The sequence below is a fragment of the Tildeniella sp. genome (genome assembly GCF_059505325.1).
Genome location: NZ_JCACKI010000064.1, coordinates 135,115 through 151,443, shown reverse-complemented (window position 1 = coordinate 151,443; position 16,329 = coordinate 135,115). Strand labels below are relative to the sequence as shown.

Annotated in this window: 12 protein-coding genes and 1 other RNA gene; 4 read left to right on the top strand and 9 right to left on the bottom strand. The window is 51.9% G+C overall.

Annotation, left to right across the window (positions count from 1 at the left end):
• Nucleotides 1-198: 198 nt before the first annotated feature.
• The 5 genes from AC5JO6_RS21910 to ybaK all read right to left on the bottom strand — a co-directional run bounded on the left by AC5JO6_RS21910 (nt 199) and on the right by ybaK (nt 4,060).
• Nucleotides 199-612, bottom strand: a complete 414-nt coding sequence (locus tag AC5JO6_RS21910) for a hypothetical protein (RefSeq protein WP_496083162.1) — start codon at nt 610-612, stop codon at nt 199-201.
• Nucleotides 613-898: 286 nt separating this feature from the next.
• Complete coding sequence (locus AC5JO6_RS21905) at nt 899-1,768, bottom strand: phosphatidate cytidylyltransferase (RefSeq protein ID WP_496083161.1); 870 nt, start codon at nt 1,766-1,768, stop codon at nt 899-901.
• Between the two features lie 437 nt (nt 1,769-2,205).
• Nucleotides 2,206-2,808: a precorrin-6Y C5,15-methyltransferase subunit CbiT gene (gene cbiT / locus AC5JO6_RS21900; protein WP_496083311.1), complete on the bottom strand. Its 603-nt coding sequence runs from the start codon at nt 2,806-2,808 to the stop codon at nt 2,206-2,208.
• A gap of 231 nt (nt 2,809-3,039) precedes the next feature.
• Nucleotides 3,040-3,528, bottom strand: coding sequence for a hypothetical protein (locus AC5JO6_RS21895; protein WP_496083160.1), 489 nt, complete (start codon nt 3,526-3,528; stop codon nt 3,040-3,042).
• Between the two features lie 55 nt (nt 3,529-3,583).
• Nucleotides 3,584-4,060: a Cys-tRNA(Pro) deacylase gene (gene ybaK, locus AC5JO6_RS21890; protein ID WP_496083159.1), complete on the bottom strand. Its 477-nt coding sequence runs from the start codon at nt 4,058-4,060 to the stop codon at nt 3,584-3,586.
• A gap of 139 nt (nt 4,061-4,199) precedes the next feature.
• On the opposite strand from ybaK, the gene AC5JO6_RS21885 reads away from it, so the two are divergent.
• Together AC5JO6_RS21885 and AC5JO6_RS21880 are read left to right on the top strand one after the other, a co-directional pair.
• A complete protein-coding gene (locus AC5JO6_RS21885) occupies nt 4,200-5,135 on the top strand; it encodes a phosphodiester glycosidase family protein (RefSeq protein ID WP_496083158.1) in 936 nt (311 codons plus the stop codon).
• A gap of 283 nt (nt 5,136-5,418) precedes the next feature.
• Complete coding sequence (locus AC5JO6_RS21880) at nt 5,419-6,312, top strand: LysR family transcriptional regulator (RefSeq protein ID WP_496083157.1); 894 nt, start codon at nt 5,419-5,421, stop codon at nt 6,310-6,312.
• Nucleotides 6,313-6,563: 251 nt separating this feature from the next.
• Here AC5JO6_RS21880 and AC5JO6_RS21875 read toward each other — a convergent pair whose 3' ends face one another.
• The 4 genes from AC5JO6_RS21875 to ssrA form a co-directional block, all read right to left on the bottom strand.
• A complete protein-coding gene (locus AC5JO6_RS21875) occupies nt 6,564-6,890 on the bottom strand; it encodes a hypothetical protein (protein ID WP_496083156.1) in 327 nt (108 codons plus the stop codon).
• A gap of 102 nt (nt 6,891-6,992) precedes the next feature.
• Nucleotides 6,993-9,167: an amylo-alpha-1,6-glucosidase gene (locus AC5JO6_RS21870; RefSeq protein WP_496083155.1), complete on the bottom strand. Its 2,175-nt coding sequence runs from the start codon at nt 9,165-9,167 to the stop codon at nt 6,993-6,995.
• A gap of 135 nt (nt 9,168-9,302) precedes the next feature.
• A complete protein-coding gene (locus AC5JO6_RS21865) occupies nt 9,303-9,527 on the bottom strand; it encodes a LuxR C-terminal-related transcriptional regulator (protein WP_496083154.1) in 225 nt (74 codons plus the stop codon).
• 68 nt (nt 9,528-9,595) lie between these two features.
• Nucleotides 9,596-9,983: a transfer-messenger RNA gene (gene ssrA, locus AC5JO6_RS21860) on the bottom strand.
• Nucleotides 9,984-10,142: 159 nt separating this feature from the next.
• Between ssrA and cobN the strand changes: the two genes are divergently transcribed.
• Nucleotides 10,143-14,426, top strand: coding sequence for a cobaltochelatase subunit CobN (gene cobN, locus AC5JO6_RS21855; protein WP_496083153.1), 4,284 nt, complete (start codon nt 10,143-10,145; stop codon nt 14,424-14,426).
• A gap of 32 nt (nt 14,427-14,458) precedes the next feature.
• Nucleotides 14,459-16,318 (top strand): ShlB/FhaC/HecB family hemolysin secretion/activation protein, encoded by a 1,860-nt coding sequence (locus AC5JO6_RS21850; protein ID WP_496083152.1) that lies wholly within the window; start codon nt 14,459-14,461, stop codon nt 16,316-16,318.
• Nucleotides 16,319-16,329: the final 11 nt, after the last annotated feature.

Here is a 16,329-nt window from a genome sequence, read left to right as displayed (position 1 = left end):
CACTGACACAACGTCAGCAGGTAACATGCATCACTGTAACCGGAAACACCAGCAGCGTCACGTAATCTTTGGAGAGATGGCTAAAAGCTATCAGCCATCAGCTATCAGCTATCAGCTATCAGCTATCAGCCCAAAAACGACTGCTGACCGCTACAGTCTATGACGTTATTCTTCGTAGCCTCTAAAGGCTAAGATGCCTTAGTCTACTTGCAAGTTTGCTTGCAAATATTGCCCCCACTTGGCGGCTAATGGCGGTTCTGTAAACGGAATGCGGATCGGTACAGCCCGATCGGCACAGGTCAACTCTAAAACAGCCTTTCCTCGACTGGGTGCCGATGCTAAAGCCGCTGGTTGCTCATTCACCAGCAGGCGAACTGTTTGCACATCATTCAACGAAACCGTTTCCAGATTCACTGCTCCCTTGCGAGTTGGCAACCCCCAAGTGAGGTCGCGTCCTTTCTGCCCTAACACGGCGTAAATGTCATATTTTGCCCGTTCAAACTGCGCCGCCCAGATTTTATATGCCTCCAGCTTTTGGTACTCGTTCCAGCCAGCCCAGGTTAGCCAGAGGAAGAGTGCCAGTAGAGGAAGCCAGAAGAGAGCGTGTGACATGGGGGAGAGGAGTGGGGAGTAGGGAGTGGGGAGAGTAGTAGGAAGTAGGGAGTAGGGAGTGGGGTGTGGGGTGTAGGGAGTGGGGAGTGGGGAGAGTAGTAGGGAGTAGGGTGTGGGGTGTGGGGTGTAGGCTTCGACGTGAGCGCTCAGCCGAACGGGAGTAGGGAGTAGGGAGTGGGGTCAGAGTTTTGAGTTTTAAGTTTTGAATTGCTTCCCCTGCTTCCCCTGCTTCCTCCGCTCCCTCTGCCTTCTGCCTTCTGCCCTCTGCCTTCTGCCGCCTCGCTTCTCACTGCGGCAACAGCGGCAACACCAAAAGCACAAAATAGTACACCAACGGAGCGGTAAAGACATAGCTGTCGGCGCGATCGAGAATGCCACCATGACCAGGAATGAGTTGCCCAGAATCTTTCACGCCTGCATCACGTTTCATCATCGATTCAGTCAGGTCACCTAGCAAACTGGCAATACCAATGAGCAAGCCGAGCGCGGCACCTGTGACGGGCCATCCTGACCAGTTCAAATACCAGGAGCCGACGATCGCCACCACAATACTACCTGTCACCCCAAACACAGCACCTTCAACGGTCTTTTTGGGACTGATGTTTGAGAGCCGCGTGCGCCCAAAGATTTTGCCGAAAGCATACGCGCCAATATCTGCCGCCCAAATGCAGCCGAACGCCAACAGCGTGTTGGTTAAACCCTGCGGCAGGCTGTGTAAGTCTGTCCAGGAGTGAGGAAAGTAGCCGTCTAGCGGCAGGTTGCTAACATCAGCCTGCCCCAGCGATCGCAGCCTGACCCAGTAGCTCGGCAGGTAGCCACCGTAAAACAAGCCCAGGATTGAGGTTGAAATATCGGCGATCGTCGCAAGTTTGGGTTGAAACAGTAAATAGAAGCAAATAAATGTGCCTGCAACCGGGAAGACTGCATCCGCCAATGTTGGCGAAACAGTCGCAATGAGCAGCAATGCCTGACTAACCGCCAGCGTCGTTTTGGCAGCCGGTGCAATGCCTTTAGCGTGGACAAGCTGAAAGTATTCCAACTGCCCTAGATAAATGATGATGCCAAACCCAACTGTAAAGTACCAGCCGCCCAGCATAATCATGCTGAGTGCCAGAACGATCGCAATTACTCCACTTAAAACACGGGGTAAAGACATGAAACTGGTTTCTTTTGACCTGCTCTCTTTTGGCAGCGATTTGGTTGAATGATCCAACGTCATTGACGGACTCCACTTCACAGGAACAAAGCGAAATGCTGTCAGAGTTAACTGCTTTGGCTGGCGTGCTCTTCAGTCGTCGGCTGAGGACACCAAAAGCCTTTCTAGAAAAGCTTCGGGTTATCGTTACACGTCACTTGATCGAGATGCTACCAACAGCCATTAAGGTTAGCTCAAGATTAAGAAGGTTAAGAATCCTTTGAAACACTTTAGCTGAATCTCGGTAGCGCTCCCAGTAATTCTTCGCGTTTGCTGATCCAGTTAACAAAAACCAGACGAGCGTCAGCGGTTAGATTCCCTTAACGGTTGCAGACGATCGTCCCAGACATACGGTTAAATCAGCCTGTGCGATCGGACTTAGCCACTCACTCACCTTTCTAGTCTAGTTTTTCTCCGCTGAGCACAAAGATTGGATCGATCGCTGCAAACGTTTGATTCATGCCTCGCTTCTCCAATCGATTCACTGCCGATTGCACCACTTCAATATTGCGGACTTGCAGTTCGGCAAAGCTCTCTGAAACCTGGTAAAGACCTTCCAGTGTTGCTGCCGTCGCCACGATGCGTCCCCGAGGCTGTAACCGTCGCCAGACCTCATGCAGAATCGCTTTGATCGATCGCCCCCCCTCAATGCAAACGCGGTGCGGCGACTCAGGCAATGCGGTCAAACATTCAGGCGCACTGCCTTCCATCACTTCGACATTGCCCACACCAAAGCGATCGCAGTTCCGTCGAATCAGGTTTGCCACATCGTCATCACGTTCGATCGCAGTAATGCGTCCCTGCGGACACAGCAACCCGGCTTCTACCGCGATCGTGCCCGTTCCCGAACCAATATCCCATAGGGTCGAATCGGCTTCTAGTCGCAAGGAAGACAGGATGAGCAGCCGCACTTCGCGTGGACTCATTGGAATACCGGGCAACCGCTCAAACAGATCGTCGGGTATGCCGGGAGTAACGTAAGACCAAAGGGGGGAAGGCATGGGGAAGGGATAAAGGCTAAAGCACAGCGTTTGTCGTTGCTGCTGACAGCTTAGAGCGTGAACACTGTTGCCGAAGTTGTCGCGTTGGTGGTGCTTGAGCAAAAACAAACGGCTGTGGCTTGCCCTTTGCATGAGTAGTGCGATGTCTCTTCCAAGCCTAGCGGATAACTCAAAACCCCGGTGTCCCAAACGTTACATCAGCAAAATTACATCAGCGCTGTCTCATCACCTTTAAAAATCCGGTTTATGCAGCGATCGCTGCAATGCCCAAACGCCTGCTGCACTAATCGCACCACTCAGCAAACCGATACCAAGCTGATTGCGGTTCTCCAGCAGACAAATGATGCCAATGACTCCCAGCACTGTGGCTAAGCCTTTCGCTATCGTTAGCATGCGCTGCATAGCGCTGTTCGCAGACACAACCCGTTCCAGCAGATCGGCATCGTCGCCAAAGTGCGTGGATGTGGCGATCGTCTGTTCTAGCGATTGGTATTTCACCAAGTCAACCTGATAGTACGTGCCCAATTCATCATCACGCAGACTGGCAACTGAGTGCAATCCAAACCGCTTGGCATGAGCGATCGCGGCGCTAATTTGCTTTTTCGTCGCCATGGGACGCAGCGCTTCAAACACCGATTCCCGATAAACACCTGACGTTGCCATCGTCAAAATCTGCTGGCTCAACTCTGGCACTGTTAATCGTCGCGTGATGACACTCATGACCTTCCCTTCTGCCGCAGAACCCGTGATTATCATCGTAGTCTCGTACTAGAAATTATGCTTTACTCTGTGAGATTGCGCCGATCGCGCCCTTAACGGCTTGCAAGTAGTCAGCCGGAGCGAGGAGAACTTGCAGCCCTCTCATGCCTGCGGAAATGGCGATCACATCAAAGACCTCAATGAGTTCATCAACATACACGGGATAGTCTTTTTTGCAGGCAAGGGCAGTGACCCCACCGCGCACGTAGCCAGTCAGCGATTGGACTTCTTTAAGAGGCACGGGTTGGGCGTTGCGATCGCCCGCCAGTTTTGCCAATGCTTTAAGGTCAAGCTGAGTATTGCCAGGAATCACCGCCAGACAAACACCCGTTCTATCACCCCGCACGACCAGCGTTTTAAACACCTGCTCTGGCGGTAGTCCCACTTTTTGAGCGACACTTTCGGCTGACAGGTCATCAGGGTTGACCTCGTACTCGCGCAGGGTGTAAGCAATGCCTAACGTATCTAAAAGACGAACAGCGTTAGTTTTCATCACAAATGACTCGTCATAGCAGATGATTAAAATCTGACAATCGGTTTCAAGATGGTGTCTTGACTCCAGGAACGATCGTGTTCTGAATCTGAAGCGTATTGTGTCCCGAATCTAATCTCTGGTGCGATGGTGAACTGACGTGAAAGCAATCTGGCTATGGAGCATCAGCGCGATCGGGGTGGGAACGTTGGTTTGGGTCGTGCCTCGTTTGCTGTCTTCTGCACCTTCGCCGCTTTCGATCGCTAAAGTAACGCCTATCACCAAAGCGATACCTACAGCTACTGTGCCAGCGCCAACCATTGAATACAAGTCTTACACCCTAGCCGACAGCACCGTTTATACGTTGAAGATTCCAATGGAAAGCCCGTTTGTAGTGCTGCCTGCGGTGGTGGAGACGGTTGAGCTACCAGCCGCGATCGCCCAGCGTCAGAACGCGATCGCGGCTCTCAACGGCGGTTTTTTTGATCCTGACAATCAGCAATCGACTGCCTACGTAGTGGTCAACGGCAAACTGGTAGCAGATCCGCGACAGAATGAACGCCTGATGCAGAACCCGAAGCTGACACCCTACTTAAGCAAAATTCTCAACCGCACCGAATTTCGGCAGTATCAGTGTGGCGATCGCCACCGCTACGACTTTGCTTTGCGTAACGATGCTGTCCCAGCGGGCTGTCAACTGATCCATGCGTTGGGTGGTGGTCCGCGTCTGCTGCCAACGCTAACCGCACAGCAAGAGGGGTTTACGGCTGAAGCGAATGGGATCGTCATACGCGATGCGCTGGGAAGCAGCCAGCCCAATGCGAGAACGGCGATCGGAATCACGCGCGATCGCAGCCTGCTTTGGGTCATGGTGGCTCAAAAACCGGGTGTTGCGAGCGGGATGACGTTGCAAGTACTAGCGACATTTATGCAAACGCTGGATGTCGAGCAAGCAATGAATCTGGATGGCGGCAGTTCATCGTCGCTTTACTACAATGCCAAAACGGTTTATGGCAAGCGTGATCAAGCAGGTCAGCCTGTCATGCGATCGGTTAAATCAGTCTTGCTGTTAAAGCGGGCTGTCGATCGCAAGTAGTGTGACTTGGATATGCAGACTGGCGCAAAAAATAGATTGGCGTAGAAAGAGTAGAAAGAGATGATGCAAGCTTGTACGGACGAAGCATTCGGCAGTTATCTGACTGAGTGACAACACTTTTGCCCGAATGCTTCGCCCCTGCCAAAGCTCGAACTATTTAACTCCTATCTCTAAGATGCTCCGCTCCGCTGAATCGAATCACAACCATGAATGAATTCGATAGGAGCGGTGAGATTCTGTTTTTAAGTTTGAGACAATAAAAGAGATCAACTCGTGGTCTGCGATGAACCTCAGCCAGCTCAAACTCTCCCAGCTCCGCATTTTAGTCGCCGTCGCAGAGGCTGGCAGTTTTAGCGAAGCGGCTTTGACGCTGCACATGTCTCAGTCGGCGGTGAGCTATGCCATTGCTACCCTTGAAGACGAGTTAGGCATTGTTTTACTGACACGGGGTCGCTATGGCTCACAGATTACACCCGTTGGCGAACAAATTGTTGCTCGTGCCCGCGAGATGCTGCAACTGATGGACGACATCATCAAACAAGCCAATCTCGCCAAAGGGTTGGACGGCGGACATCTCCGAATCTCTACGTTTCGCAGTGCAGGAACGCACATTCTGCCCGATGTCTTAGCAGACTATTGTCAGCGTTATCCCGCGATCGCCATCGACATTCGCGAATATAACGATCGTCCCGAAGTTGAAGACGATCTCCGTAAAGGGCGATCGGAGCTTGGCATCACTTATCTACCTGTGGGGGCTGAGCTGAAAGCCTGGGAACTGATGCGTGACGAGTTTGTCGTGTTGTTTCCACCTGGATTCGAGTTAGCAAGTCCAAACATAGAGTGGGCAGCACTGATGCGCTACCCGTTGATTATGGCTCCGGTGAGCGATGGCTGTGATGCGATGGTATATGCTCACTGCGCCACCTATGGCATTACCTTACACGCCACTTATCAGATTCGCTCAGACGCGACAATCGTCAATATGGTTGCGAAAGGACTGGGGGCAGCGATCAGTCCGCGCCTAGCCGCAGAACCGATTCCTTCAGGCGTTAAAGTTTATAGTCTGCCTGTGCCATTGTTCAGAGTGATTAGCGTTGCCATTCTGGCAGAGGCACTGTTGCCGCCCGCTGCATTCGCTTTTCTGGAGCTGCTGAAGCGTACCATGAGCGTGAAGTAGCGATAGCAGCAAGTCAAGGCGATCGCATCAGCCTACTAAGCAGTAATGTGCCTTTGTCAAAGATCAAGAAAAAGCCTGGTTCTGGAAGCCTTATCAGGCAAGACCTTAATGATTGCTTGAGCCAAAGCTAAGTTGAGGCGGCGATCGCCCGCTTTGAGCGATTGCAGTGCTGAATGAGAAGCCACGATCGCACACACTGCGGGTTAGAGGCAACGTAGAGAGATGACGATCGCACAAAGGAAGAGCCAAACCTAACTGAGTGCAGTCCGAATCTGACTTAGGATGATCCGAACGTCACTAAGTAACGTGACGATCGCGCAAAGCACGATCGCGACGTTACTAACTAAGATCCGCGTATTACAAAGGACGATCGCCGTGTTACTCACAAAGAGACTGATCGCACAAAGCATGATCGCGACGTTACTTATTAAAATCCGCGTGTTGCTTAGTACGATCGCGCCGTTACTAACGAAGAGGCTGATCGCACAAAGCATGATCGTCACGTTACTTACTGAGATGCGCGTGTGACTTACTACGATCGCGCTGCTACTCACAAAGAGACTGATCGCACAAAGCATGATCGTCACGTTACTTACTGAGATGCGCGTGTGGCTTAGTACGATCGCAATGCATTGGTGTGTAATGGTGATTGTCGATCGCCTTGAGGCGCTGGCTTTAACCTAGTGCCACGGTTGCCATGCTTTTTCGAGAATCTCAACGTCACCTGCTTTGATATCCGCTGCCCAATGGGTTTGTTCATCCTCTCGCCAGAACCGCAAGTCAACCGTTGCTTGACCGATCGTGAGTTGGTGCAGCGTAATATCAGGCAGCCATGCGGGAAGCTCTGGGTCAAGATATAACCGATGATTAGGCGCATCGGCTTGCAGTCCGAGCATGGCTTGCAACAAATGAAAGACCGAGCCTGCTGCCCAAGCTTGCGGCACATTCGCCTGAGCATACTGAATGGGAAACGCTCCTTTTTGTTGGGCAATGCCTGCGTAGACTTCTGGGAGACGGTAGTTCTCGAAATAACTGCCCGCTTCAGAAATCCCTCGTGCAATCCGAGCCGCTTCCGTTGCGAAACCGTAGCGTTTGCAGCCGAGGGCAATGATGCCATTGTCGTGTGCCCAGATGGAACCGAGATGGTAAGAATGTGGATTGAAGCTGGGGTGAGCCGCAGATAACGTGCGAATGCCCCAACCACTCCATAAATCTGGCTCCATCAGTTGCTTCACCACACGGGCAGCATGTTCAGGGCTGGCAATGCCACTCCACAAACAGTGACCCGGATTGGAGGCGATCGTGCGTACAGGTTGTTTATTCGCATCCAGCGCGTAGGCGTAGTACCCTAAGTCCTCACACCAGAACTGTTGCTCGAAGCGATCGCGCAACTCGATCGCTTTTTGCCGGAGTGAAACAGCGCGCTCCGGTTCTCCGATCGTGGTAAAAACTTCTGCCATCCGCATCCAGGCATCAAACACGTATCCCTGTAGCTCACAGAGGGCGATCGGTGCCTCAACGAGTGAACCGTCTGAGGAAACCATTGAATCGCCTGAGTCTTTCCAACCTTGATTCTCAATGCCTTGAGACGAGCGGGTTTTAAATTCTTGCAAGCCATCGCCATCTAAATCACCGTACTGATCAATCCAGTTTAGGCAACGAATCGCCACATCCCGGTACTCGTGCAGCAGTGCCTTGTCGCCCGTCCATTTCCAGGTCTCGTGCAGCACAATCAAATAGAGCGGGGTTGCGTCGGCAGTACCGTAGTAGGGCGTGTGCGGGATGCGATGGAAGTGAGCCAGTTCTCCAGTGCGGAGTTCGTGCAGCATTTTCCCCGGTTGAGCATCGCGCCAGTCATCGACTTCCGTGGCTTGATATTGGGCGAGTTTCTTTAGCGTGCCAAGCGCAAAGCTAGGACGCACCAACATATTCTGGAGACTGACAATCAAACTATCACGCCCGAAGATTGTCACAAACCACGGGACACCTGCCGCCGGAAGCCAGATATCAGGGGCAAAATCGTGATCATACAGCCGCAATGCCCCCATATCTTCAAGAGATTGCTGATAGAGGCGATAAAGCTCTTCCTGAGCCGTTGTCACTTGAGTGGCAGTGTCAAACCACTGTTGCTGCAACGCTACTGTCTCCGGTGCAAGCTCATAGCATTGAGAGGGAAACCTGTGCCCATCTTGTGCAGCCGTTTCCCCGGTGGGAGCACTACCATCTGCACTGAGAAGATAATAGCTACAGGTATGCCACGTTTCTTTGGCAGCTAACTCAACCCCAAACGTGAGGCGACCATTCGCCACTCGCGGCGGTGAGGACTCGTTTCGTACTCGGTAGCTAAAGCGACGCTGAAAATCACGATTGTTGTACGTGGTGCTTAATTCACGATCGCGCTCATTCCAATCAGTCTCAATGTGTCCGCGTCGCACATAGTGATGTGCTTTGACCTCAAAGATATCGGCAAAATCCGATCGCAGGACAATTTCGAGATTGAACTTCACCGTAATCAGACCGTGGTTGATGATGTCAATGTCTTCGTGAATGCCATTACCCGCAACCCGGCTCAGCACCAGCTCTAACGTTCCTTGAGCGATCGTGGTTTCCTCGGTTTCAATGGCAGGATTGGTGAGATAAACCCGCGCAGTCGCGTAACTCGTTGTACTTGCATTGAGTCGCGTCCAAGGTTGACCGTTGGCAAAAATGGCATAGTAGCTGACGAACCGTGTGTCGTCTGCAAAAACCCCCAGTTCTCCGTCAGACGTGATTTGTCCGTCCTGCTGCGTCACCATAAAGGTATTGCCTTGATTGATGGTCAAGACAGGCGGACCGACGTTGACACGAAAAGGCATATACTCAACCTCACGTTGATTCTGAGGTCACTATACAGGGCAACGTTCTTGCTGTCGCCTGCTGTAAGTTCAGTCTAATCAGGCAAAAGCGTTAGCTCATTTGCCGTGAAATGAGGGCAAAACCTGAACGTTTGGCTAAGTCTTAGGTTCATTGACCAGATGCATCAACCCACATCGCAGTATGACAACAGTTTGAGTGCGTGACAAAGCAGCGCAAGCGATCGCTGACGTGCAGCTTGCCCAGGCATGATTGATATGAGACCTGACCGTGCTTGCGGTCATGCTTAACTTAGCGCCAATTTTCTGATTGCTTTTGCCGATCGCCAGCAACTGTAAGAATTGCCGTTCGCGATCTGTCATCTCTGAGGTGCCCAAGCGCTGGAACACCTTCACACCACAAGCACAAAGAGGTTTATCAGGATAGTAAGAAGTGGAGCTGACGGGAGTCGAACCCGTGTCCGCCCTGGGTATTGGTACATCGTTCGTTCACAGGCTTAGCTTCTCTAATCCTCGAAGCGGGAACCGTCCCTTATCCCGGACGGTGGGATTCTCTGATAATTTCTTAGCCAGAAAGCCTACCAGAGAAAGCTTCCTAGAGCATCCGTTGGGGGTTGTCTACCATACTTAACGGAGTCGTATGGCAGACGCTCGAACCAGTTAGAGGTTGTTAGGCAGCAACGAGTGCTTGCTTACGAGCAAAGGGTACAATGTTGTTCGCATGTACTGTGTTTGAGCCATTGATTTATGAGAGTTAGCTCGCTCTCAGCCTGAATCACACTGTATTGTTCGCCAAAACGTCGAAACCGTTGCAGCCCCATAGTAGTTTATCCATTATACACGCTCTTTAGAGATGTATGCTGTACAACAATGAGCTTGACGACTCGTTGTAGCGGTAAATGCCTGACTCACCTGCAATCCTGACTCACCTGCAATAATGGTAGCCATTGCCCGCTATCGTTACTTGGCTAAACGCTGATGCATCGTCTTGCTACTTTGCCAGGAGGCTGGAACCCGTCCACAGACGGCGTAATTTTTGTGGAACAGCAGCCCGCGCCGATCGTGGTGATCACCGCAGCCGATACGGATATTCAAACACTTGCTGCTGCCGCTGCTCAATTACCCGCAGACTTTCCATCATTGCGTGTGGTGAATTTACTTCAATTGCAACAGCAGTTGACGATCGACACTTATGCGGAAGATGTTTTAGCTAATGCAACGGTCATTATTGTGCGCTTGATTGGCGGACAGTCTTACTGGAGCTATGGCTTGGATGTAGTGGAGCAAACGGCGAGGCAAACGGGTGCGGCGCTGATTTTTATTCCGGGTGATGAGCGCCCTGATCCGACGCTGATTAGCCACTCTACCGTTTCATTAGCATTAGTGAATCAGGTGTGGCAGTACTTTATTGAAGCAGGCAGTGAGAATTATCAGAATCTGCTGAAGTTTGTTGCAACGGAATTTTTGGATCAGGCGATCGCCTATCAGCCGCCTCAACCAGTGCCGCGTGTGGGGCTTTATAACCATTGCTCTAGCGCTCTGGCTGAGGTTACTGTGCATCAAAATTATGGCTTGAATGAAACCTCTCTCCGGGGGACTTCCCCCCTGCCAAAGGCTTTTCCGTGGCACAGCGTCACAGAAAAGTCTTTGTCCCCCGCCGCTTGGGGTCCTAACTCCCCCAAACCCCCCGAACAGGAGTTCTGTGGTGAAAAACAGGTATTGGTTAAGAGGGATCTAGTTCACGCTGAAGTATTTGAGGAGCATAGTTTAGAAAAGTCTGTAGAGGCGCTCAAAGATGAAAAGCAAGAAAAAGGATCAAGGAGCGTTGGAATCGTTTTTTATCGGGCGCATTATTTGGCGGGTAATACAGCGGCGATCGATGCCCTTTGTGCTGCTTTAATCGATCGCAATCTAACGCCCATTCCTATTTTTGTTTCATCGCTTAAAGAACCAGATGTCCAAACAGCATTAATTCGTTATTGCAATCAAAAAATTGACGTTTTGCTTAATACAACTAGCTTTTCCTTAGCCAGTTTGGAAACTGATACGCCTAAAGTTGATTTGTGGCAGACGCTGAATGTGCCTGTTTTTCAAGTCATTTTTAGTGGTGGTACGAAAGAGGCTTGGAAAAATGGTTTGCAGGGTTTAACGCCACGCGACATGGCAATGAATGTGGCATTGCCAGAAGTGGATGGCAGAATTATTACGAGAGCGGTTTCGTTCAAAACAGTGCAGGCGCAAAATGCATTACTGCAAACCGATGTGGTGGTGTATGAGCCGGAGCGATCGCGTATCGAATTCGTCGCAGAATTAGCATCCAATTGGGTGAAATTGCGTCGCACCCCGATCGCTGAACGAAAAGTCGCGCTGATTCTGGCAAACTATCCCAATCGTGATGGACGGTTAGCAAACGGTGTTGGATTAGACACTCCAGCAAGCTGTTTAGAAATTTTGAACGCGCTTCAAAATGAAGGTTATACCGTTTCAGAACTGCCTACAACCAGTGATGCACTGATGCAGCTTTTAGCCGCTGGCATTACGAATGATCCAGAGAGTTTAGAGCTGCGATTGGTAAACCAATCTCTATCGCTGGAAGACTACAACACGCACTTTCAAACATTGCCAACGTCGGTACAAACTGGTGTTCAAACTCGCTGGGGAAACCCGCTTGAAACAGAGGCTTTTCCCATTGCAGGTATACAATTTGGCAATGTGTTTGTCGGCATTCAACCAGCGCGTGGATACGATCGCGATCCCACTCTCAATTATCACGCACCCGACTTAGAACCAACCCATACGTATCTCGCGTTTTATCACTGGGTCAGCGCTCATTTTGGCGCAAATGCAGTCGTTCATGTGGGCAAACATGGCAATTTAGAATGGCTACCAGGGAAAAGCATTGCGCTGTCAGAAAATTGCTATCCCGAAGCGGTTTTTGGTGCGATGCCGCATCTGTATCCGTTTATTGTGAATGATCCTGGTGAAGGCTCTCAGGCAAAACGACGATCGCACGCTGTCATCATCGATCACCTTACGCCGCCGATGACTCGCGCTGAACTGTACGGCAGTTTACATCAATTAGAAGGCTTAATTGATGAGTATTACGAAGCTCAAACACTTGATCCAGCGCGAGTAAGTTTAATTCGCGATCGCCTCCTGACATTGATTCGGCAAGAAAATTTTCACAAAGATTTAGGGATTGAAACTGAGTTGCCAGATGAGGCGATCGCTAAAGTTTTAACTGCCGCTGATGGCTACTTGTGTGAACTCAAAGAGGCACAAATTCGTGACGGTCTACACATTTTTGGGCAATGCCCCAACGGGCTACAGTTGCGCGATTTGATCGTGGCGATCGCCCGTAATCCTAACGCCAACCGCATGGGTTTAACCCGCGCGATCGCTCAAGATTGGCAACTCGACTTCGACCCTTTGACCGCTAATCTAGGCGACATTCTAGAACCCACGCAGCATCCCGCTCTCCAAACTTGCCGCATTATTGGCGATGCCGTTGAAGTTATCGAAAACCATGCCGCTGCAATCGTCGAAGCACTTATTACTCAGCCATCTATTAATCGAACGCTACTGGGCAACGATCTGGGTTGCCCCCCAACCCCCAATGCTGGGGGAGCTAAACCTTCCACAGAACTAGCAGCAAACGCCAAAGCCCCCTCGATCGCTCTTTACCCTCTACCCAAGACCTCTTATTCGGGGGGTGTGGGGGAGTTAGGACCCCACAAGGCGGGGGACAAAGACTTTTCTGTGACGCTGTGCCACGGAAAAGTCTTTGGCAGGGGGGAAGTCCCCCGGAGCCAGCCTTCAGCCGAAGCAACAATACACGCAGACGATCACTCGCAGCAATACTCCCTTGGACAGCAGACAGAGCAAGAGTTGCTTTGGGTGCGCGATCGTCTCCTTCCTGCGCTCCGCCAAACCGATCAAGAAATCATCAACCTCTTACGCGGCTTAGACGGACACTACATCCCCAGCGGCGCATCCGGTGCGCCCACACGCGGACGACCAGAAGTCCTCCCCACCGGACGCAACTTCTACTCCGTAGACATTCGCGCCATTCCAACCGAAACCGCATGGGACATTGGACGCAAAGCCGCCGAAACCCTTGTAGAACGGTATACCCAGGAACATGGTGAGTATCCCAAAACACTGGGACTATCCATCTGGGGCACCTCAACCATGCGCACAGGCGGCGATGACCTGGCAGAAGCACTCGCGCTGCTAGGCGTACAGCCCGTGTGGGATGGCGTTTCACGACGGGTCATTGATTTTGAGATTCTGCCTCTGTCCTTTTTGGGTCGTCCACGCGTAGATGTAACGCTGCGCATTTCCGGCTTCTTTCGCGATGCGTTTCCCAATTTGATTGATTTATTTGACAGTGCGGTGAATGCGATCGCCAATCTCAATGAATCGGCTGACCAAAACCCCCTTGCCGCTCAAGTGCAGCAAGAAACGTTGCGGTGGGAAGCTGAGGGGCTTGTGGCAGAACAGGCAGCAGCCCGATCGCGTTACCGCATTTTCGGCTCCAAACCCAGTGCGTATGGTGCTGGTCTACAAGGCTTAATCGAATCCCAAAATTGGGAGAGCGATGATGATTTAGCCCGTGCCTACATTAACTGGAGCGCCTACGCGTATGCCCGCAACGCCGAAGGCAAATCAGCGCCCGAAGCCTTTACACAACGGTTGAGCACAATGCAAATCGTGTTGCAAAACCAGGACAACCGCGAACATGACTTGCTCGATTCGGATGATTACTACCAGTTTCAAGGCGGCTTGACAGCGGCTGTACGTTCTGTCTCTGAGACGACTCCAGCGGTTTACTTTGGTGATAATTCCTGTACTGCACAGCCCAGAGTGCGAAAACTGAGCGAAGAAATTGCCCGCGTCTATCGTTCCAGAGTCGTCAACCCTAAATGGATTGCAGGCGCAATGAGGCACGGTTATAAAGGCGCGTTTGAAATGGCAGCGACAGTGGATTACCTGTTTGCCTACGATGCCACGACTCACTGTGTCGAAGACTTCATGTACGAAGGCATTGCCAAGGCATATGTGTTTGATCCAGCGGTGCAAGCTTTCATGCAAAAAAGCAATCCCTGGGCGCTGCGCGATATGGCAGAACGCTTATTGGAGGCGAACCAGCGCGATTTATGGCAGCAGCCTGACCCCAAAATGCTAGAGCAGTTGAAAGCGATCGCCAACGAAGCTGAAGGCACGATCGAAGCGCAATACCCTGGAACCAGCCACACGTGAGATGATGCTAAATGTCGTGAAGCGATGGTTCCATGCAGAACCCTTTCCTAACGTTCCGACTCGGGTGCAGTTTACTGACCGTGTTTAGTTTGATTACCGCAAAGCCTCTGAAGGGGCAGAGTGTTGAACGTGAGCGATCGCCGCAGGTTTTGCTCAAGGTATCCACAACTTTGGAGCAATCTCAAGCCTACTCGCCACTCTTTCTATCAGATTCGATCGCACCCACCGCAACGTGGTCGATCGCCCAAAGCATCCCACCTAAAACTGCACCACAACCGCTGCCACGAGAACCATCGCCACCGTCTACCCAGCCGCCGCCAACTGCCACACCAGAACCGTTACCATCCCTTGATCAGTTGTTCCCGCTGCCTGCCCCTCAGCGATCGCCAACATCTGAAAGCCCGCCTGAGGTGATTACAGTCGATCGCTTTGAGGTCATCGGCAGTACAGTGTTTAGCGCGACAGAACTTGCCAAAATCACGGAGCCATTTGCGAAGCGTCCTCTAGCGATCGCTGAACTATTTCAGCTTCGCTCTGCCATTACTCGGCTTTACACTGACAAGGGCTATATCACCTCTGGTGCATACATTCCACCGCAAACACTTCAGCGGGGAGTCGTCACCATCCAAGTCGTAGAAGGCAGGCTAGAAGCGATCGCTATCACGGGTACTCGCCGACTCAGCCCAAACTACGTGCGATCGCGGTTGGCGATCGCCACGGGCACCCCTCTCAACCGTAATCGGCTGTTAGAGGCATTGCAGTTGCTACAGCTCGATCCACTCATTCAATCGCTTTCGGCAGAACTGTCTGCTGGCACCCGTCCGGGCGAAAGCGTACTGTCGGTGCGGGTAACAGAAGCAAAATCGTTGACGACACAGCTTACATTTGATAACGCTCGTGCGCCCAGCGTCGGCACCGATCGCCGTCAGTTGCAAGTCAGCGAGGGTAATCTTACCGGACTGGGCGATCGTCTGAGTGCCGTCTACACTAATACAAACGGTAGCAACGCGGTTGATTTAAGCTACGTGCTGCCGCTGAATCCACGCAATGGCACCCTCAGCTTCAACTACGGCAGCGCCTCTAGCAACGTCATTGAGCTACCCTTCGATGTACTGGAGATTGAGTCCAAATCTCGCTACTACGAGTTCATATTGCGGCAGCCGATCGTTCAAACACCTACACGAGAAGTAGCGCTCGGCATCACCGCTACCCGACGCGAAAGCGAAGCGACTTTGCTCAGTGGACTCATTCCGTTTCCAGCGCTGGGAGCCGATCGCAATGGCAAAACGCGCCTCACTGCCCTACGGTTTTTTCAGGAGGCAACCTGGCGCAGTGGTGTAGAGGTGATTGCGCTCCGCTCTCAATTTACGGTGGGTCTGAATGCTCTCAGTGCCACCATCAACCCCGATCCGCCCGACAGCCGCTTTTTTGCATGGCGCGGACAGGCTCAGTGGGTACGCTTGCTGGCTCCAGACACCTTGCTGCTGGTACGTAGCGACTTACAGCTCGCCGATCGACCAGTTCTGCCGCTTGAACAATTTGGCTTGGGTGGTCAAGATAGCGTGCGGGGCTATCGTCAGGATGCCCTGCTCACTGATAGCGGACTGTTCGCTTCAGCCGAAATTCGCCTTCCCATTCTGCGCTTGCCTAGGTTGAATAGCCTGTTGCAACTCACACCCTTCGTTGATCTTGGCACTGCCTGGAACCTGAGAAGCGCCCCTGATCCCGATCCCAGTACGCTACTAGCAGTGGGCTTGGGGCTGCGGTTGCAATGCAGCGATCGCGTTACAGCCCGCCTTGACTGGGGCATGCCGCTGATGGAGATCAGCGGTGCGAAAAACACCTGGCAGGAAAACGGACTGTATTTTTCGATCGTGGTGAATCCGTTTTGAGGGAGAGGGGG